This window comes from Hydrogenophaga sp. (assembly GCF_030656115.1).
Taxonomy (GTDB): domain Bacteria; phylum Pseudomonadota; class Gammaproteobacteria; order Burkholderiales; family Burkholderiaceae_C; genus Hydrogenophaga.
Genome location: NZ_JAUSOO010000073.1, coordinates 1 through 19,787 on the forward strand (window position 1 = coordinate 1; position 19,787 = coordinate 19,787).

A 19,787-nucleotide genomic window follows, 5' to 3' on the forward strand; every position below is an offset into this window, starting at 1 on the left:
GTGCCAACTGCTGAGCAGGCACAGCAGGCGCAAGCCCAGATGGCCCTCAAACGCCGTCAAGGCGCACCACGGCTGCTGCAACCCAACCGCTCACAGGTTGAGTTGCGCGCCTCGGACCTGGAGTCCTTGCTCCCCGCAGACCACCGAGCCCGCCTGGTGTGGGGCTACGTCGTACACCAAGACCTGAGCCAGCTGATCCTTGACATCAAAGCGCGCGGCAGCAACGCCGGGCGTGCCGCCATCGACCCGCACATCCTCTTCGCGCTGTGGCTGTACGCCACGCTGCAGAGTGTGGGCAGCGGGCGCGAATTGGCACGGTTGAGCCAGGAGCACGATGCCTACCGCTGGATCTGCGGGGGCGTCTCGGTGGACTACCACGCGCCAGTCAGCTGACTGCTGCAGGTGATCGCGCTCGGCTGAAGCCGACACCATTTTTATCAGGAAATTGACAGCCGTTCACACCGGCTTCCTACTGCATGGAAAGTGTCACTTTCTGCCAACTCAATGGAGTCCACATGCCATTGAGCACGCCTTGGCAACTGCACTACCGTACCTCCCATGCTGCTACACATCACCTCGCCCTCCGCCATGGACCTTCCCGAATTCAATCCACCTACTTCAGCTGCTCCTGCCACGCATGCCACCGGAGCACCCCTGGCAGGTGTGAAAGTGCTTGACCTCACCCGACTTTTGCCCGGGCCCATGTGCACGCTGCACTTGGCCGACCTGGGTGCCGACGTGATCAAGATCGAGGACGCCGGCGCGGGCGATTACGCTTCAGCACCGGTGCGCGACATGGTCAATCGTAACAAGCGGGGCATACGGCTAGATCTCAAGCACCCCCAAGGCGTGGCCGCGCTGCTGTCGCTCTGCGAAAGCGCCGATGTGCTGGTGGAAGGCTTTCGCCCGGGAGTGATGGAGCGACTGGGCGTGGGCTGGGCCGCGGTGCATGCGCACAACCCCCGGCTGGTTTTCGCCAGCATCAGCGGCTACGGACAGAGTGGCCCGCTGCGCAACGAGCCTGGTCACGACATGAACTACAGCGCGCTGGTGGGCGTGGCCGACCAGATGGGAAGTCCTTCGGGTGAGCTGGCCTTGTCCAATGTGCCGGTGGCCGACCTGCTGGGGGGCACCATGACAGCGGTCATGGGCATACTGGCGGCCCTGTTCGATGCCACGCGCACGGGCAGGGGCCGGCACGTGGACATCGCCATCGCCGACGGCCTGCTGGCCCATGCCGTGCTGCCCATGGCCGCGGTGCACCGCGAAGGCCGGCCGCGCGCGGCCAGCAGCGACCGCCTTACGGGCTTGCTGCCCTGCTACGCCTTCTACGAAACAGCCGATGGCCGCTTCCTGGCGGTGGGTGCGCTGGAGCGTAAGTTCTGGGACGCGTTCTGCCAATGCCTGGGTCGCGAAGACCTGCAGGCGCAGCATGTGCCCGCTTCGCCCGAGGATTCGATGCGCCTGCGGGCCGAAGTGGCCAGGATCCTGCGCGCTCAGCCGCTGGCGCACTGGCAGGGCCTGTTCGAACATGCCCAGTGCTGTGTGACGCCTGTGCTGCGGCTGGACGAAGCGCTCGCGCACCCGCACTTCGTGGCGCGCGGCATGACGGTGGAGGTACACGGTGCCAATGGCCAGGTCATGCGACAGCTGGCCTGCCCGGTGCGCATGAGCGACTTTGAATTCCGCGTGGTGCGCCCGGCACCGCGACCCGGCGAGCACACCGACGAGGTGTTGCAGGAATCCGGCTGGAGCGAGCAGCGCGTGGCAGACTTGCGGGCGTTGGGCGTGCTCGGATAAAACCGCTTCATCCAGCCTGCATGCGCGCGTCCGCGCAACGGTCCATGGCAGCCTCCACCTACCTCTCTCCGATCCAGCACACCATCGCCATTCCGCAGGTGATCCAGATCCTGCAGGGCGTGCGTTCGCGTGGCCTAGACTGGGAGCGGGTGCTGCGGCGGGCCAGCATTGCGCCAGCGCTGCTGGAGTCGCCCTTGTCCCGCGTTACCCAGGCGCAGTATGCGCGGCTGATCTTCGAACTGCGCCGCCTCACGCGCGACGAGCTCTGGGGCCTGTGCGCGCACCCTTTGCCGATGGGCAGCTTTGCCATGGGATGCGAACTGCTGGTGCACTGCAAGACCCTGGGTGAGGCCATGCACACCGGCCTGCGTTACTACCACCAGCAGTTGCACGACTTCGTGCCGCGCCTGCAGGTGAGCGAGGGCATGGCCACCTGTCGCCTGAGCGCGCGTGGCCCGGCCAATGCCGGCCTGATCTACGCCCAGCGTGTGTTCATGTTCTTCAGCTTTGGCCTGGCGTGCTGGCTGGTGGCGCGGCGCATTCCCTTGCGCGAGGTGATCTACACCCACCCGGAATCCGGTCTGCGCAGCGACGCTTCGCGCCTGTTTCAGGCGCCCGTGCGCTTCCAGCCCGACTGGATGGGCTACCGTTTCGACGCGCGCTGGCTGGAGCTTCCCGTGGTGCAGAACCGGGAGAGCCTGCGCGAATTCCTGCAGCAGGCGCCCACCAGTCTGCTGGTGAAATACCGCGACCAGACCAGCCTGACCGAGCGCATTCGCCGCCTGCTGCGGCGCTACCTGGCCGAAGACATGCCCTCGCTCGACGAAGTGAGCCAATCGCTGGCGATGACGCCGCAGACCCTGCGGCGCCATCTGCAGCGCGAAGGCCAGGGCTACCAGGCCATCAAGGACAGCCTGCGCCGCGACGTGGCCGTGGAGTACCTGTCGCAGCCCGACCTCACGCTGCTGGACATCGCCAACCGGCTGGGCTTTTCGGAAGCCAGCACCTTCCACCGCGCCTTCAAGGGCTGGACCGGACTGGCGCCGGGCGTGTACCGGCAACGCCGTCTGCAAGCGCAGGCACCCACTCAGGCGGACGCCGCAGCAGGCGACTGACGCGCATCGGCAAGGTCCTGCGGATCGCGGCAGACTGAGCGTTTCTGCCAATCATTTTGGGCCTATCCGTTATTGGCCGCAGCGCCCCCGGCGCCCAAACTCGGGTCATTGTTTTTGACATGAGGACACCCGATGAGCCAGATGCGCAGACCCGTTCACGTCGTGGGCGTGGGCATGATTCCCTTCACCAAACCCGGCGCCAGCGAGCCCTACACCGTCATGGGTGCGCGGGCCGCACAGGCCGCGCTGGCCGACGCGGGCGTGGACTACGCCGAGGTGCAGCAGGCCTATGTGGGCTACGTGTACGGTGACTCCACCGCCGGCCAGGCCGCCATCTACGGCGTGGGCCTGAGCGGCATACCAGTCTTCAACGTCAACAACAATTGCTCTACCGGCTCCAGTGCGCTGTTCCTGGCGCGCCAGGCGGTGGAGAGCGGCATGATCGAATGCGCCATTGCGCTGGGCTTCGAGCAGATGGTGCCGGGCGCGCTCAAGGGCGCTTACGACGACCGGCCTTCGCCCATGGCGCGCTTCGCCGACGTGATGACCGAGCATCAGGGCTTCGAGGCCGGCGTGCCCCGCGCCGCACAGTTTTTCGGCGGCGCCGGGCGCGACTACATGGCGCAGTACGGCATCCGCGCCGACACCTTCGGCCGCATCTCGGTCAAGGCGCGCCAGCACGCCGCACGCAACCCACTCGCTGTGTTCCGCCAGACCCTCACGCTCGACGAGGTGATGGCCGCGCCCACCGTGTTCGACCCCATGACACGCTTCCAGTGCTGCCCGCCCACCTGCGGTGCCGCAGCGGCCATCGTGTGTTCGGCCGAGTTCGCCAAGAAGCACGGGCTGGACGCCAGCGTGGTGATCGCCGCCCAGGCCATGACCACCGACACGCCCAGCACCTTCGAGACAGGCGACATGCGCAAGGTCGTGGGCTACGACATGACCGCAGCCGCCGCGCAGCAGGTGTACGAGGACGCCGGCATCGGCCCCGATGACCTGGACGTGGTGGAACTGCACGACTGCTTCACTGCCAACGAACTCATCACCTATGAAGCCCTGGGCCTGACACCCGAAGGCACGGCCGAGCGCTTCATCGTGGAAGGCGACAACACCTACGGCGGTCGCATCGTCACCAACCCGTCGGGCGGGTTGCTGTCCAAGGGCCACCCGCTGGGCGCCACCGGGCTGGCGCAGTGCGCCGAACTGGTGTGGCAACTGCGCGGTCAGGCCGAGCAGCGGCAGGTGGAAGGCGCGCGGCTGGCGCTGCAGCACAACCTGGGGCTGGGCGGGGCCTGCGTGGTCACGCTGTACGCCAAGGCCTGAGGAGCCAGGCCATGATCGATCGAAAGTACATCGGCCACACCATGGCTCCCTTCAAAGTCGCGGTGGAAGCGGGGCGACTGCGCTTCTTCGCCAAGGCCACCGGACAGACCGATCCTGTCTACAGCCAGGATGAAGCGGCGCGAGCCGCAGGCCACCCCGGCCTGCCCGTGCCGCCCACCTTCCTGTTCTGCCTCGAAATGGAGTCGCCCGATCCGGCCGCCATCCGCAACCTGCTGGGACTGGACTACAAGCGCCTGCTGCACGGCGAGCAGGGCTTCACCTACCACCGCATGGCCCATGCGGGCGACGTGCTGAGCTTCGAGCAGCGCATTGAAGACATCTACGACAAGAAAGGCGGCGCGCTGGAATTCGTGGTGCGCAAGACGCGCGTGAGCAACCAGCGGGGCGAACACGTGGCCGATCTGCGTGGCGTCACGGTCATGCGCCAGCCGGAAAAGGAGAGCGCATGAACACCGTGACACCTGTTCGCTTTGACAACGTCAATGTGGGCGATGCGCTGCCGGCGCTGGACCTTCCGCCCCTGAGCCGCCTGACCCTGGCGCTCTACTGCGGCGCCTCGGGCGACCACAACCCCATTCACGTGGACCTGGACTTTGCAAAAGAAGCCGGCATGCCCGACGTGTTCGCCCACGGCATGTTGTCCATGGCCTGGCTGGGGCGTGCGCTGACCGACTGGGTGCCCCAGTCTGCCTTGCGCGACTTCAACGTGCGCTTCGCCGCCATCACCCATGTGGGCGAAAGCATCCGCTGCACCGGCACGGTGACCGAAAAATTCGAGCACGACGGTGAACGCCTCGTGCGTGTGAGCCTGGCCACCACCAACGAGGCCGGCGTGCAAAAACTGCTGGGTGAGGCTGTTCTGAGCCTGCCCTGAAACCTCCACACAAAGGAAATCCGACATGACCCAAAAACTCGAAGGCAAGGTGGCCCTGGTGTCCGGCTCTGGCCGGGGCATTGGCCGCGAGATCGCTCTCAAGCTCGCCAGCGAAGGCGCCCGTGTGGTGATCAACGACCTGGACGCCGCACCGGCCGAACAGACCGTGGCCGACATCGTTTCGCGCGGCGGCCAGGCCGTGGCCTGCGTGGGCAGCGTGACCGATGCCGACTTTGGCGACAAGTTCGTGAAGACCGCGCTGGACGCCTTCGGGGGCGTCGACATCATCGTCAACAACGCCGGCTACACCTGGGACAACGTGGTGCAGAAGATGAGCGACGAACAATGGGAAGCCATGCTCGCGGTGCACCTGACGGCGCCGTTCCGCATCCTGCGCGCAGCCTCCGGCTTCATCCGTGATGCAGCCAAACGCGAGGCCGAAGCGGGTGCGCCGGTGTTCCGCAAGGTGGTGAACATCTCGTCCACCTCGGGCGTGTACGGCAACGCCGGCCAGGCCAATTACGCGGCGGCCAAGGCGGGCATCAACGGCCTGACCAAGGCCATGGCCAAGGAATGGGGTCGCTACAAGGTCAACGTCAACAGCGTGGCCTTCGGCCTGATCATGACGCGCCTGACCGAAGCCGCGGCCGATGCCGACGCGAAGATCGACATCGCCGGCCAGCAGATCAAGGTGGGCGTGAACCCGCAGGTGCTCAAGAACGCCGAAGCGCTGATCCCGCTGGGCCGTGGCGGCACACCCGAAGAAGCGGCGGGTGCGGTCTACATGTTCTGCATTCCGGAGTCCAACTATGTGAGTGGCCAGGTGCTGGTGTGCGGCGGAGGCCGGCCGTGAGCCATGCGCCGCTGAACGGGCCACGCCCCTGGATGGACGCCGACCTGGAGCAGCTGCGCGACACCGCGCGCCGCTTCTACGAGCGCGAATGCGTGCCGCATGAAAAGCGCTGGACCGAGCAACAACACGCCGACCGCGACATCTGGCTCAAGGCCGGCGCGGCGGGCCTGCTGTGTGCCGGCATTCCGGAGCAGTACGGCGGCGGCGGCGGCGACTTCCGGCACGAGGCCGTGATCTGCGAAGAGCAGGCCCGTGCCATGGTGAACGCCTTCAGCAACAACGTGCACAGTGGCATCGTGGCGCACTACCTGCTGGCCTATGGCAGCGAAGCGCAGAAGCAGCGCTGGCTGCCGCGCATGGCCACTGGCGAGTTGGTGGCGGCCATTGCGCTGAGCGAGCCGGGCATTGGCTCCGACCTGCAGCGCATGAAGACCCACGCCCGCCGCGACGGCGATCACTACGTCGTCAGCGGCTCCAAGACCTTCATCACCAACGGCCTGCACGCCAACCTGATCTGCCTGGCGGTCAAGACCGACCCGGCGGCAGGCGCCAAGGGTGTGTCGCTGCTGATGGTGGAAACCGAGGGCTCTGAAGGCTTCCGGCGCGGCAAGCTGCTGGAGAAGCTGGGCCAGAAAACGCAGGACACCGCCGAGCTGTTCTTCGACGAGGTGCGCGTGCCCACCGACCAGTTGCTGGGCGACGAAGAGGGCAAGGGATTCGGCCAGCTGATGCAACAGCTGCCACAGGAGCGCCTGATCATCGCCGTGGGCGCGGTGGCCACCATGCATCGCGCGCTGGACGAGACCATCACCTACGTGCGCGAGCGCCAGGTGTTCGGCCAGCCGCTGATGTCGATGCAGAACACCCGCTTCAAGCTCGCCGAGTGCGCAACGCAAGCCACCGTGGCGCGCAGCTTTGTGGACGACTGCATCGGCCGCCTGCTGCGCGGCGAGCTCGACGCCACCACCGCTGCCATGGCCAAGTGGTGGGCCACCGACACCAACGTGCGCATCGTGGACGAATGCCTGCAGTTCTTCGGCGGCTACGGCTACATGACCGAATACCCCATCGCGCGTCTGTACGCCGATGTGCGGGTGAGCAAGATCTACGGCGGCACCAACGAGGTGATGAAGGAGATCATTGCCCGCTCGGTGGAGCGCGGTCGCTAGCCCCTTCCAGAAAAAAGACATGAGACAAGTCGCCCCGCTGCCTGCGCATTACCGGTACTGGCCCCGCGGCGTGCCGCATACCCTGCGCGTGCCCCAGGTCACGCTGAACCACTACCTGAAAGTGGCCGCACAGCGCTACCCTGACAAGCCGGCCATTGTGTTCTGCGGCCAAATGCTCAGCTACGCCGAACTGCTGCGCCAGGTGAACGTGCTCGCGGGCTATCTGCAGCACACACTGGGCGTGGCGCGCGGCGACCGGGTGTTGCTGATGAGCCAGAACGGGCCGCAGTTTGTGGTGGCCTATTACGCCGCGTTGCGCGCGGGTGCGGCCATCGTGCCGGTCAACCCTATGAGCACCACGCCGGAACTGGCCTTCTATGTGCGCGACAGCGGTGCCCGTGTGGCCCTGGTGGCGTGCGACTTGTTGCCCCAGATCCTCCCGCTGCTGCGCCAGGGTGGCGACGAGTCTCTGCAGAATCTGGTGCTGCACCGCTACGCCGACGGCCTGCCGCAGGTGCCCGACGACAGCCTGCCCGAGGCCATGCGCGCCGACATGCCAGCTACGCTGCCAGAAGGCGCGCACCGGTTTACCGACGCGCTGACGGCTGAGCAGGCGCCGCGCGCGAGTGAGAGCAGCCCGGACGATCTGGCCGTGCTGCCTTACACCTCGGGCACCACCGGCCACCCCAAGGGCTGCTGCCACAGCCATCGCAGCGTGCTGGCCTCCAACCTCGCCTCGCAGGTGTGGCGCGGCTTGCACGGCGACGCGGTGTTCCTGTGCGTGGCGCCGCTGTTCCACATGCTGGGCATGCAGAACGGCATGAACATGCCGCTCACGCTGGGCGCCACCATCGTCATGATGCCGCGCTGGAACGCCGCACAGGCGGTGGAACTGGTGGAGCGCCACCGCGTGACGGTGTGGACCGCACCGCCGGCCATGGTGATCGACTTCTTTGCCCAACCCGAGGCGCAGACCCGCGACCTCTCCAGCCTGGCCCTGTTGTCAGGCGGTGGCGCGGCCATGCCCGAAGCGGTGGCCACCTTGCTGGCTGACCGCTTTGGGCTGCAGTACAACGAAGCCTACGGCCTGTCGGAGACGGCGGCCTTTCTGCACGCCAACCCGGTGGCGCGCGGCAAGCGCCAGTGCCTGGGCATGCCCACGCAGGGCGTGGACTCGCGCATCGTCGACCCGGTCACTTTGCAAGAGCTGCCGCCCGGCGAAGTAGGTGAGCTGGTCACGCGCGGCGAGCAGGTGATGACCGGCTACTGGCGCAACCCCGAGGCCGATGCGGCCGCCTTCATCGAGCTCGATGGCCTGCGATTTTTCCGCACCGGCGACTTGGCCCATGTGGACGAAGAGGGCTACTTCTTCATGCGCGACCGGCTCAAGCGCATGGTGAATGCGTCGGGCTTCAAGGTGTGGCCGGCCGAGGTGGAGAGTGCGCTGTACGAACATCCCGCCATCCACGAAGCCTGTATCGTCGGCGTGCCCGACGAGCGCCGTGGCGAAACGGTGAAGGCGCTGATCGTGCTCAAGCCCGAACACCGCGGCCGCGTGAGCGAGCAGAACATCATCGACTGGAGCCGTCAGCGCATGGCGGTCTACAAGGCGCCGCGCCTGGTGCGCTTCATGGACAGCCTGCCCAAGTCGGGCACCGGCAAGATCCTGTGGCGAGAGCTGCAGGCGGCCGAGCAAAGCGCTTCATCCACGACTGAACCTTCCCCTGAAGAAAGCGGCACATGAGCAACGACCCCTTTGATTTTTCCGGCCGATCGGTCTTTGTGGCCGGCGGCAGCAGCGGCATCAACCTGGGCATCGCCCACGCCTTTGCGGCAGCGGGCGCGAACGTGGCCATTGCCAGCCGCAACGCGGAACGCGTGGCCGGAGCCGTGGCCGAGTTGCAGGCGCACGGCACCCAGGTGCGCGGTTACAGCGCCGACGTGCGCGACGCCGACGCCATTGCTGATGTGCTGGCCCAGGCGCGCGCCGCCATCGGACCGTTCGATGTGCTGGTCTCCGGCGCGGCGGGCAATTTTGTGGCGCCCGCGCTGGGCATGTCGGCCAAGGGCTTTCGCACCGTGGTCGACATCGACCTCAACGGCACCTTCCACGTGCTGCGTGCCGGCCACGAACACCTCAAAAAGCCAGGTGCCTGCGTGCTCAACATCTCCGCGCCGCAGGCCTTCAACCCGACGCCGCTGCAGGCGCACGTCTGTGCCGCCAAGGCGGGCGTGGACATGCTCACCCGGGTGCTCGCCATGGAATGGGGCCCCGAGGGTGTGCGGATCAATTCCATCGTGCCCGGCCCCATTGGCGACACCGAAGGCGTGCGCCGCCTCGCCCCCACCCCTGAGGCCTTGGAGCGCATGGAGCAGAGCATTCCGCTGCGCCGCATGGGCCGGGTGGAAGAGATCGCCCACATGGCGCTGTTCCTCGCCTCGTCGCGCGCGCAGTTCGTGACCGGCGCGGTCATACCGGTGGACGGCGGCAGCTCGCTAGGTGGTGGCCGCGACCTGTCCGGAGGGTTGTCATGAGCGAGGTGTCGGCTCTGCTGTTCGAGGTGCGCGACCAGGTCGCCACCATCACCTTCAACAACCCCGCCAAACGCAACGTCTTCGACGCCGAAGTGCGCGAGCGACTGGCCGACGTGGTGGGCCAGGTGCGGCGCGACGCAGGCATCCGCGCCGTGGTGCTTACCGGTGCGGGCGGCCACTTCTGTTCAGGCGGTGACTTGCGCAACATCGCCGCTGCCGGGCTGGACACCGCCGGCTGGCGCCACCGCATGCGCAGCCTGCACGAATGGTTGCACGACCTGATCACGCTGGACCGTCCGGTGATCGCTGCGGTGGACGGTGCCGCCGCAGGCGCCGGCTTCAGCCTGGCCATGATGGCGGACTTCGTGCTGGCCACGCCGCGCGCGACGTTCTGCATGTCGTTTCTGAAGGTGGGCCTGGTGCCCGACATGGCGGCCTTTTACACGCTGCCCCGCATCGTGGGCGTGCAGCGTGCCAAGGAGCTGATGCTGTCTGCTCGCGACGTGGGGGCAGACGAGGCCTTGCGACTGGGGCTGGTGATGGAGTTGCATGCGCCTGAAGCCTTGTTGGACCGTGCGCAGGCGCTGGCCACCAGCTTTGTGGGCGCTTCGCCTACGGCGGTGAGTCTCATCAAGCGGGCGCTGGAGCAGGCGCCTGGTGCGAGTCTGGCTGCGTTGGTGGATGCGGAGGTCAATGCGCAGGCCTTGGCGGCTGCGACGCCTGAGCATCGGGAGGCGGTGAGGTGTTTTCTGGAGAAGCAGCCTTTGCCGTTTGTTTGGCCTGTGGATGTGAAGCCTTGAGGTTCTCCGTGGATCGGCGCTCGGTTTTCTTTGTCGGTGCGTGTTGGCTTTCGTGGCGTGCCGGGATGTGCGCCCGGCGCGCACCTCCTTTCTTTGTGTCGACAAAGAAAGGAGGCAAAGAAAACGACCCCTGCTGCGCGAGACCCTCCGCTGCGCTCCGGGCACCCTGCGGTGCTCGCCCTGGGCGGGGTCTGCGCAAACTCGCCTTCGGCTCAAACATGCGCAGCCCTAGATCCGCCCAGGCCTGCGCTGCTCGGCTCGCGCAGAAGGGGTTCTCTCCGGCGGGCAGCGCGCCATGCCTGAGCGGATATCCGATCCCGATCCCGATTTCGCTTTGCCGTGTGGCCGGGCTGAGCAGCGCAGGAGCGCCCGGAGAAAGGGGCGCGCATGTTTGAGCCGCAGGCGAGTTTGCGCGCACCCCGGGCGATCCGAGCAGCGCAAGGAACCCCGAAGGGGCCCGGACTTCGGCTCGCCTTTCTTTTGGCTACTTTTCTTTGGCGAATCAAAGAAAAGTAGCTCGGCCGCCGGGCCGAGACCCGGCACGCCACGAAAGCCAACACACAACAACAAAGACAAACAACCTCCCCCCAAACACATAAGGGTCAACCCCAGTCTTCACCCCCACGAAAGACCACCTTCAGCAATCGCAGATTGTGCGCAGCCACCCCACCGCACACCATACAACCCAGACAAAAAAGGAACTTCGTTTTGAGCAAGACAGACAACAACACCCCCCGCATGGTCGAGAGCAAGGTCGTCGTGGTGACCGGTGCCGGCGGCGGCATTGGCCGTGACATCGCGCTGGCCATGGCACGCGAAGGCGCCAAGGTCGTGGTCAACGACATCGGTGCTTCGGTTTCCGGCGAGGGCAACGACGCCGGCCCGGCGCAGGCAGTGGTCAACGAAATCAGGGAACTGGGTGGCGAGGCCGTGGCCAACACCGACAGCGTGTCCGACGCCACCAGCGCCGCGCGCATCGTGCAGACCGCGCTCGACGCTTTTGGCCGTATCGACGTGGTGGTCAACAACGCCGGCATCCTGCGCGACCGCTTCTTCCACAAGATGAGCCTGGACGAGTGGGATGCGGTGATCAAGGTGCACCTGTATGGCGCCTTTCACGTCAGTCGCGCCGCCGCACCGCATTTCAAGGAACAGGCATCGGGCAACTACATCCACATGACCTCCACCTCGGGTCTGATCGGCAACTTCGGCCAGGCCAACTACGCGGCCGCCAAGATGGGTGTGGCTGCGCTGTCCAAGTCCATCGCGCTGGACATGCAGAAGTTCAACGTGCGCTCCAACTGCATTTCGCCCTTTGCCTGGAGCCGCATGATCGGCTCCATCCCCACCGACACGCCCGAAGAACAGGCGCGGGTGGAGCGCATCAAGCAGATGACACCGGCCAAGATCGCGCCGCTGGCGGTGGCCCTGGCCAGCGATGCATCGGCCCAGACCAACGGCCAGATCTTCGGCGTGCGCAACAACGAGATCTTCCTGTTCAGCCAGCCGCGCCCGATTCGCTCGGTGCACCGTGGCGAAGGCTGGACTCCACAGTCGGTGGCCAGCCACGCGCTGCCTGCGATGCAGGCCAGCTATTTCGACCTGGACCGCTCGGGCGACGTGTTCTCCTGGGACCCAGTGTGAGCGAAGCGACGATGAATACCGCTGAACAAGGCATCCAGGCCCGCCACCAGGCCGAGCTCAACGCCGGCCACTTCCTGATCCAGCATTGCGATGACTGCAATCGCCACATCTACTACCCGCGCGAAGTCTGCCCCCATTGCGGCAGCGATGCGCTGAGCCTGGTGCTCCCCCGGGGCACCGGCACGGTGTACGCCACCACCACGGTGCGCCGCAAGCCCGATTCGGGAGGCGACTACAACGTGGTGCTGATCGACCTGGACGAAGGCGTGCGACTGATGAGCCGGGTCGAAGGCGTGGCGCCTGCCGACGTGATCATTGGCCAGCGGGTGCAGGCCCGCGTGGCGGTGAAAGATGGCGTGGGCCTGGTGGTGTTCGATGCTGTTGCCGGAGAAGGCGCATGAACGCAACCCTCAAAGCCCTGCGCGGCAGCGCCGCCATCGCCGGCGTGGCCACCTTCGGCTGCGGCGAGGCACCCGGCTTCACCGACATGGAGCTGCTGGCCCGTTCGGCCCGCGCGGCCGTGGCAGACGCTGGCCTGAAGATGAGCGACATCGATGGCCTGTGCACCGCCAGTGTGGCTTCGACCATGTGGCCCATGCCGGTGATCGAGCACTTGGGCATCAACCCGCGCTACATCGACGGCACCATGCTCGGCGGCTCCAGCTTCATTGCGCACCTGCTGCCTGCCATGCATGCGCTGCACGCGGGTCAGTGCAACGCGGTGCTGGTCTGCTACGGCAGCGCGCAGCGCTCGGGGGCTTTCAGCCGCGCCGAGATCGCGCGTGCGCGCAAGTTCCTGGACCCGCAGCCCTACGAGACGCCCTATGAGCCGATGCTCCCGCCATCGGCCTACGCGCTGGCCGCCTCACGCCACATGCACCAGTACGGCACCACCCGCCGCGACCTGGCCGAAGTGGCAGTGGCCGCGCGCGCCTGGGCCCGACTCAACCCCGAGGCCTTCATGCGCGATCCGCTGTCGATCGACGACGTGCTGGCCAGCCGCATGGTGAGTGATCCGCTCTCGGTGCGCGACTGCTGTCTGGTGACCGACGGCGGTGGCGCCTATGTGCTGGTGCGCGCAGACCGCGCCCGCGACCTGCCCAAGCCACCGGTCTATGTGCTGGGCAATGGCACGGCCGTGTGGAACCGGCAGATCTCCAGCATGCCCGACCTCACCGTGACCGCTGCCAGCCAGTCCGGCGCGGATGCCTACGCCATGGCCGGCCTGCAGGCGAAGGACATCGACGTGGTGCAGCTCTACGACGCTTTCACCATCAACACCCTGCTGTTCCTGGAGGACCTGGGCTTTTGCGCCAAGGGCGGGGGCGGTGCCTTCGTGCGCGACGGTGCCATCGCCCCGGGTGGGCGCCTGCCGGTGAACACCAACGGCGGCGGTCTTTCCTGTGTGCATCCCGGCATGTACGGCATCTTCGCGCTGATTGAAGCGGTGCGCCAATTGCGCGGCGAAGGTGGCAACCGCCAGGTGGCGGGTGCCACCACAGCCATTGCCCACGGCAACGGCGGCACGCTCTCCAGCCAGTCCACGGCCATTCTCGGCACCGCTGCCGCACTTTGAAATACGAAACCACGTCCTCATGATCCGCGACCCCGAAACCCTCAATGCCTTGCTCGATACCGTCAATCGCTTCGTGCGCGAACGCCTGGTGCCAGCCGAGGCCCTGGTGTCTGAAACCGATGAAATCCCGGCCGACATCGTGCGCGAGATGAAGGAAATGGGCCTGTTCGGTCTGACCGTGCCCGAAGAGTTCGGCGGCCTGGCCCTGACCATGGAAGAAGAGGGGGAAGTGATGCTGGCGATGGGCCAGACCTCGCCCTGCTTTCGCTCGCTGTTCGGCACCACGGTGGGCATCGGCTCGCAGGGCATCGTGTTCGACGGCACGCCGGAGCAGAAGGCGAAATACCTGCCACCGCTGGCCACCGGAGAACTGATCGCCTCGTTTGCGCTGACCGAACCCGAGGCCGGGTCGGACGCGGCTTCGCTGCGCACCACCGCCATCCGCGATGGCGACCATTATGTGGTCAACGGTACCAAGCGTTTCATCACCAATTCGCCGCAGGCCGGCATCTTCACCCTGATGGCGCGCACCAACCCGGCCGACATGGGCGCGGGCGGTGTCTCGGCCTTCATCGTCGAGGCCGATACGCCCGGCATCACCATCGGCAAGAAGGACAAGAAGATGGGCCAGCGCGGTGCCCACACCGCCGACGTGATCTTCGAGAACTGCCGTGTGCCCGCCAGCCAGCTGATCGGTGGCAAGGAAGGCCAGGGTTTCAAGACGGCCATGAAGGTGCTGGAGAAGGGGCGAATCCACATCGGTGCCATCTGCGTGGGTGTGGCCGAGCGCATGCAGCGCGACGCCCTGAACTACGCCATTGAGCGCAAGCAGTTCGGCCAGCCCATCGCGGAGTTCCAGTTGGTGCAGGCCATGCTGGCCGACAGCCAGGCCGAAATCTACGCAGCCCGCTGCATGGTGCTGGACGCTGCCCGCCGCCGCGATCTGGGCCAGAACGTCGCCACCGAGGCCTCGTGCTGCAAGATGTTTGCCTCTGAAATGTGCGGTCGCGTGGCCGACCGCGCGGTGCAGATCTTCGGCGGTGCCGGCTACATGAGCGAGTACGGCATCGAGCGCTTCTACCGCGACGTGCGGTTGTTCCGCATCTACGAAGGCACCACACAGATCCAGCAGATCGTCATCGCCCGCAACCTGGTGCGAGAAGCCACCCGCTGAAGGGGCTTGCGCGCTCCGTTTTTCCCGTTCGCCATTCATACACCCATACAGGAGACAAGCCATGAAACTCACCACCCGCCGTACCACCCTGGCCACCATGGCCGCGCTTGGGATGCTCGCCGCAGCTCCCGCGTTGGCGCAGAGCGCTTACCCCAACCAGCCGATCAAGCTGGTGATTCCGTATCCGGCCGGTGGCGCCACCGACACGCTGGGCCGACTGATCGCCCAGAAGATCCAGGAGAACTGGAACAACCCTGTGGTGGTGGAAAACCGCGCGGGTGCGGGTGGCACCATCGGCAACAACTTCGTGGCCAAGGCCGCACCGGATGGGCACACCGTGCTGCTGGCCATCACGGCCATCATCCAGCAGCCGCCGCTGATGCAACTGCCCTACGACCCGGTCAAGGACTTCCAGCCCATCACCCGCGTGGCCATCAGCCCCAGCCTGCTCGCGGTGCAACCCAGTGATCCGGCCAAGGACCTCAAGGGGTTCATTGCTCAGGTCAAGGCCAACCCAGGCAAATACAACTTCGGCAGCTACGGCGCCGGTACCTCCTCGCACATCCAGGGCGAGTTGCTCAACACGCAGGCTGGTCTGGACATGGTCCATGTGCCCTACCAGGGTGCCGCACCGCTGGTGGCTGCGATGCTGGGCGGGCAACTTCCGGCGGCCTTCATCGACAGCGCCACTGCCCGGCCCCACCTCAAGTCCTTCAAGGTGCTGGCCGTGACCGGCCCCAGCCGCATGCCAGCCTTGCCCGACGTGCCCACCTTCGCCGAGCAGGGCCTGCACTCCTACGAACCCCTGGGCTGGTTCGGGCTGCTGATGCCTGCGGGTGTGCCCAAGCCGGTGCTGGACAAGTTCGCAGCCGAGGCCGCGCGCGTGCTCAAGCTGCCGGATGTGCGCGCGCGCATCGAAGGCCTGGGCCTGTTCGTCGGCGGGGAAACCCCTGAGGAATTCGCCAAGGTCATGCAAAGCGATGCCAAGGTGTACGCCAACATCATCAAGGAAACCAAGATCACGTTGAAGTGATCGCTCGGCCAGGCCATGCCTCCACCGGGGGCAGGCCGGCTCACCCACCCCCACGGCAGTCGTCTGCCGTGGACACCGCCGATCCCGGGAACGCCCGCCCTCTCGGGTGCGTGGCGTCAGCGCGTGTCTGCACCAACTGTCCATGACGCTCAGCGGCAAAGTGCTCCAACACGAACGGCTGGCAGTGGGTCTCGCGCAGCGACAGCGACTTGAAGCATTGTCGGATTGATCGAAATCGCCAACGGCCCGCATGTTTTTGGCAATGGGCGCAGCGGGTTGAAGTTTCTAGACTGGCCGCACCATCTCTCATGTTGCAACGTTTGCGCCATGGACAGGTGGCATGAGCCCGACACCACCCCAAAGAGGAGACAGACATGCAAAAACCGATTCACCACCAGGGCCCGCGCGGCCTTGATCGCCGCACCCTGCTGGCCGCCGGCCTGGGTGCGTTCGGACTGAACGCCGTGCCCGCGTTTGGTGCCAGCACTTTCCCGGACCGCCACATCACCCTGGTGCTGCCGTTCCCGGGCGGTGGCATGTTCGATGCCGTGCTGCGCGCCATGGGCAACGCGGCTGCACAGGACCTGGGCCAGCCCATCGTGCTCAACCACAAGCCGGGTGCCGGCGGCGTCTCGGGCACGGCGGGACTGGCCATGATGAACGAGGCCGACGGCTACACCTTGAGCGTGATGCACAACTCGGTCATCCGCCACCCTCACATCACCAAGGTCAGCTGGGACCCGGTCAAGGACTTCACCTACATCACCGGTCTGGCCAGTCTCACCACCGGTATTGCCGTGGCGGCCGATGCGCCATGGAAGAGCCTGGAAGAACTGCTGGCAGACGCGAAAGCCCGCCCGGGCCAGATCACCTGGGGCAACGTGGGCGCCACCAGCGCCAACCGCATTTACGCCCAGCGCCTGGCCAAGGCCGCTGGCGTGGAAATCAACTTCATTCCCTACAAGGGCGGCGCCGAACAGGTGGCTGCCGTGTTGGGCGGGCACCTGCATGTATACGGCGATCCTGCCTTCGGTGCCATGGCCATGAGCGGCAAGCTGCGCCTGCTGGCCACCTTCACCGAGCAGCGCCTGCCCCGGTGGCAGCAGGTGCCCACGGTGAAGGAACTGGGCCACGACCTGGTGATCCAGTCGCCCGTGGGCATCGTGGCCCCCAAGGGCCTGGACCCGGCCATTGCCCTGCGTTTGCAGAAAGCCTTGCAGAAGGCCACGCAGAACGCCGACTATCAGCGGCTGAGCGCCGAATACGACCTGGTCCCCTGGTTGCTCGACGGTGCCGCCTATCAGCAGTACGCTTCCGCTCAGTTCGTGCGTGAAAAGCAGATGCTCGACGAAATCGGATTCAAGCCTTCATGAACGCGCGCAGTCCCATCACCATGACAGAGACCTTATCCGTCCCGAACCAGGGCAAGCCGGTGGCTGGCCCTGACCGCCACATCCCTTTCCTGGAACTGATCTCGGCGCGACGCGAGTCGGTGGGCAAGGGGGTGGCCGTGGTGGCGGTGGACCTGCGGCCCGACCTGCTCAACAACCACGGCGGTGGCCACGGCGGCGTGGTCATGACCTTGCTCGACAGCGCCATGGCCAATGCCGCGCTGGGCCTGGTGGACTTTGCGCGCGAGGTGGTCACCATCGACATGCACGTGGGCTTCATGCGCCCCGCTTCGGGCCGGCTGGTGGCCACGGGTCGCACCACCGGCGGTGGCCGCTCGGTGTGTTTCTGCGAGGCCGAGCTGGTCGACGGCACCGGCGCCGTGGTGGCCAAGGCCATGGGCACCTTCCGCTACCGCGCGCCGGTGAACACACCGACCGATGCCGACCAGGGCACCCCCTGAACCGTTCACGGAAACTGCCATGTACCTCACCCAGGGCCTGCAGCGCGCGCTGCAAACCCATCCCCAGAAGATCGCTGTGCGCCACGTCGCCGAAGACGGCGACCGCGCCCTGAGCTTCGCCGGCCTGGCCGACCTCGCTGGCCGCCACGCCGCTGCCCTGCGCCAACGCGGCGTGGCGCCCGGCGACCGTGTGGCCTTGCTCGCACCCAACAACGACGCCTTGATCATCCTGCTGTGGTCGTGCTGGTGGCTGGGCGCCGTGGCCTGCCCGCTGAACACGCGCTGGAGCGTGGCCGAACTGCGCCACGCGTTGGCGGATTCGGGTGCGCGCCTGCTGGTGGTCGACCCTTCGCTGGCCGGGCCCGCCGCCGACCTGGCCGACCAGACCACGGTGTTGTCCACCGATGCATTCGCCGTCGAAGCCGCCACCTGCACGCCAATGCCGGACAGCCGCACCGGCGGCGACGCCCTGGCCGCCCTGCTGTACACCGGTGGCACCACCGGCAGGTCCAAGGGCGTGATGCTGTCGCACGCCAATTTCTGGACCGCTTCCATCACCCGCGCCGCAGAGCTGCCCAACCCGCCAGAAGGCGTGTCGCTGCTGGTGGCGCCGCTGTTCCATGTGGCCGGCCTGGGCCGGCTGGTGGGCCAGGCCAGCGTGGGCGGCACCTGCGTGACCATGCCGAGTTTCCGGCCCGACCAGGTGATGGCCGCCGTGGATCGCCTGGGCATCACCGACACCATCATGGTGCCCAGCATGCTGCAGGCCATGCTCGACCTGCCGGGCTTCGACGCTGGCCGCATGCAGTCGCTCACGCGCATCGCCTTTGGCGCGGCCCCCATGCCGCCCGACCTGCTGGACCGCGCGCTGCAGACCTGGCCCGATGCCGAGTTCTTCCAGGCCTACGGCCTCACCGAAACCGCCGGCGCGGTCTGCATCAACCCACCCGCCAACCACCGCGGCGAAGGCCGGCGCAATGGCCGCTGGCGCGCGGTGGGTCGGCCTGGCCTGGGCGCCGAAGTGCGCATCGTCGACCCGCTGGGTGAGGAAGTCCCTCGCGGCGAGGTGGGTGAGATCCAGGTGCGCGGCCCCATGGTCACGCGCGGCTACTGGAACCTGCCCGACACCACCGAACGCGCATTCATCGACGGCTGGTTCCGCACCGGCGACGGTGCACGCATGGACGAACACGGCTATCTCTTCATCGCCGACCGGTTGAAGGACATGATCATCTCCGGCGGCGAAAACGTGTACTCCGCCGAAGTGGAAGCCGCGCTGCGCAGCCACCCGCAGGTGGTGGACGCGGCCGTCATCGGCCTGCCCGACGTGAAGTGGGGCGAGGCCGTGCATGCCGTGGTGGTGGCCCGCGACCCGGTCTTGCGCGGCGACAGCGCCCACACCGCCGAGCTGCAGGCCGAACTCACGGCCTGGTGCCGCCGCGAACTGGCCGGCTACAAGTGCCCGCGCGGCATGCACTTCGTCGAGGCCCTGCCCATGAGCGCGGCCGGCAAGGTGCTCAAGACCGTGTTGCGCGACACCTTGCGCGCATGACCAGCGTCCGCCACGTCGAAGAAGATGCGTCGGACCTCGAGGCATTGGCCGAAGCGCGCCGCAATGCCTATGCGCGCGTGGCCTTCACCCGCTGGCTGGGCGTGCAGCGCGCCTACTCGAAAGACGGCCGCGCGCGGCTCACGCTTGAGGGGCGCCCCGAACTGGAAAACGTGATCCACGCCATCCATGGCGGCGTGGTGCTCACCCTGATGGACGTGGTCATGGCCAGCGCGGCGGTGTCGCTGGTGGACTTCCAAAAGACAGCCGTCACGCTCAACCTGAGTTCCAGCTTTGTTCGTCCCGGGCGTGGCCGGCTGGTGGCGGACGGCGACGTGCTGCAGACGCTCGACGGCGTGATCCTGTGCCAGGCCGAGGTGCGCGATGCAACCGACGAAGTCGTCGCCCGTGGCATGGGCAGCTTTCGCTACCTGCCATTGCCTGAAGCAACCTGAAATCAATCGAA

19 protein-coding genes and 1 pseudogene are annotated in these 19,787 nt (G+C 66.7%); all 20 read left to right on the plus strand.

Going from position 1 to position 19,787, the window contains the following annotated elements; genetic code table 11:
• Positions 1-39: 39 nt before the first annotated feature.
• Positions 40-378 (plus strand): annotated as a pseudogene (locus Q7J58_RS10110) (transposase); the annotation flags it as partial.
• Positions 379-588: 210 nt separating this feature from the next.
• On the plus strand, positions 589-1,800 hold the full coding sequence (locus Q7J58_RS10115) for a CaiB/BaiF CoA-transferase family protein (RefSeq protein WP_304827384.1): 1,212 nt from the start codon (positions 589-591) through the stop codon (positions 1,798-1,800).
• 44 nt (positions 1,801-1,844) lie between these two features.
• Positions 1,845-2,915, plus strand: a complete 1,071-nt coding sequence (locus Q7J58_RS10120; RefSeq protein ID WP_304827068.1) for an AraC family transcriptional regulator — start codon at positions 1,845-1,847, stop codon at positions 2,913-2,915.
• 141 nt (positions 2,916-3,056) lie between these two features.
• Positions 3,057-4,241 (plus strand): lipid-transfer protein, encoded by a 1,185-nt coding sequence (locus tag Q7J58_RS10125; protein ID WP_304827387.1) that lies wholly within the window; start codon positions 3,057-3,059, stop codon positions 4,239-4,241.
• A gap of 11 nt (positions 4,242-4,252) precedes the next feature.
• A complete protein-coding gene (locus Q7J58_RS10130; RefSeq protein ID WP_304827071.1) occupies positions 4,253-4,711 on the plus strand; it encodes a MaoC family dehydratase N-terminal domain-containing protein in 459 nt (152 codons plus the stop codon).
• Positions 4,708-5,136, plus strand: coding sequence for a MaoC family dehydratase (locus Q7J58_RS10135; protein WP_304827074.1), 429 nt, complete (start codon positions 4,708-4,710; stop codon positions 5,134-5,136). Before Q7J58_RS10130 ends, Q7J58_RS10135 begins: the two co-directional genes overlap by 4 nt.
• Before the next feature lie 25 nt (positions 5,137-5,161).
• Positions 5,162-5,989, plus strand: coding sequence for an SDR family oxidoreductase (locus Q7J58_RS10140; protein WP_304827077.1), 828 nt, complete (start codon positions 5,162-5,164; stop codon positions 5,987-5,989).
• Between the two features lie 32 nt (positions 5,990-6,021).
• Positions 6,022-7,158: an acyl-CoA dehydrogenase family protein gene (locus tag Q7J58_RS10145; RefSeq protein ID WP_304827390.1), complete on the plus strand. Its 1,137-nt coding sequence runs from the start codon at positions 6,022-6,024 to the stop codon at positions 7,156-7,158.
• Positions 7,159-7,177: 19 nt separating this feature from the next.
• Complete coding sequence (locus Q7J58_RS10150; RefSeq protein ID WP_304827080.1) at positions 7,178-8,902, plus strand: long-chain-fatty-acid--CoA ligase; 1,725 nt, start codon at positions 7,178-7,180, stop codon at positions 8,900-8,902.
• Positions 8,899-9,693, plus strand: coding sequence for an SDR family oxidoreductase (locus Q7J58_RS10155; RefSeq protein WP_304827083.1), 795 nt, complete (start codon positions 8,899-8,901; stop codon positions 9,691-9,693). The genes Q7J58_RS10150 and Q7J58_RS10155 overlap by 4 nt, the downstream gene beginning before the upstream one ends.
• The gene (locus Q7J58_RS10160; protein ID WP_304827086.1) at positions 9,690-10,493 is read left to right on the plus strand and encodes an enoyl-CoA hydratase/isomerase family protein; all 804 of its coding nucleotides are present in this window, start codon (positions 9,690-9,692) and stop codon (positions 10,491-10,493) included. The genes Q7J58_RS10155 and Q7J58_RS10160 overlap by 4 nt, the downstream gene beginning before the upstream one ends.
• Positions 10,494-11,231: 738 nt before the next feature.
• Positions 11,232-12,137, plus strand: coding sequence for an SDR family NAD(P)-dependent oxidoreductase (locus Q7J58_RS10165; RefSeq protein WP_304827393.1), 906 nt, complete (start codon positions 11,232-11,234; stop codon positions 12,135-12,137).
• Between the two features lie 11 nt (positions 12,138-12,148).
• A complete protein-coding gene (locus tag Q7J58_RS10170; protein WP_304827089.1) occupies positions 12,149-12,538 on the plus strand; it encodes an OB-fold domain-containing protein in 390 nt (129 codons plus the stop codon).
• On the plus strand, positions 12,535-13,713 hold the full coding sequence (locus Q7J58_RS10175) for a thiolase (RefSeq protein ID WP_304827091.1): 1,179 nt from the start codon (positions 12,535-12,537) through the stop codon (positions 13,711-13,713). Before Q7J58_RS10170 ends, Q7J58_RS10175 begins: the two co-directional genes overlap by 4 nt.
• Before the next feature lie 19 nt (positions 13,714-13,732).
• Positions 13,733-14,887, plus strand: coding sequence for an acyl-CoA dehydrogenase family protein (locus Q7J58_RS10180; protein WP_304827094.1), 1,155 nt, complete (start codon positions 13,733-13,735; stop codon positions 14,885-14,887).
• Positions 14,888-14,948: 61 nt separating this feature from the next.
• The gene (locus tag Q7J58_RS10185; protein ID WP_304827097.1) at positions 14,949-15,920 is read left to right on the plus strand and encodes a tripartite tricarboxylate transporter substrate binding protein; all 972 of its coding nucleotides are present in this window, start codon (positions 14,949-14,951) and stop codon (positions 15,918-15,920) included.
• 374 nt (positions 15,921-16,294) lie between these two features.
• Positions 16,295-17,293: a tripartite tricarboxylate transporter substrate binding protein gene (locus Q7J58_RS10190; RefSeq protein ID WP_304827100.1), complete on the plus strand. Its 999-nt coding sequence runs from the start codon at positions 16,295-16,297 to the stop codon at positions 17,291-17,293.
• A gap of 20 nt (positions 17,294-17,313) precedes the next feature.
• The gene (locus Q7J58_RS10195) at positions 17,314-17,772 is read left to right on the plus strand and encodes a PaaI family thioesterase (protein WP_304827102.1); all 459 of its coding nucleotides are present in this window, start codon (positions 17,314-17,316) and stop codon (positions 17,770-17,772) included.
• A 19-nt stretch (positions 17,773-17,791) separates the two neighbouring features.
• Positions 17,792-19,324, plus strand: a complete 1,533-nt coding sequence (locus Q7J58_RS10200; protein WP_304827105.1) for an AMP-binding protein — start codon at positions 17,792-17,794, stop codon at positions 19,322-19,324.
• Positions 19,321-19,776 carry a PaaI family thioesterase gene (locus tag Q7J58_RS10205; protein ID WP_304827108.1) on the plus strand — a complete coding sequence of 152 codons (456 nt, stop codon included), beginning with the start codon at positions 19,321-19,323 and terminating at the stop codon, positions 19,774-19,776. Before Q7J58_RS10200 ends, Q7J58_RS10205 begins: the two co-directional genes overlap by 4 nt.
• Positions 19,777-19,787 lie beyond the last annotated feature (11 nt).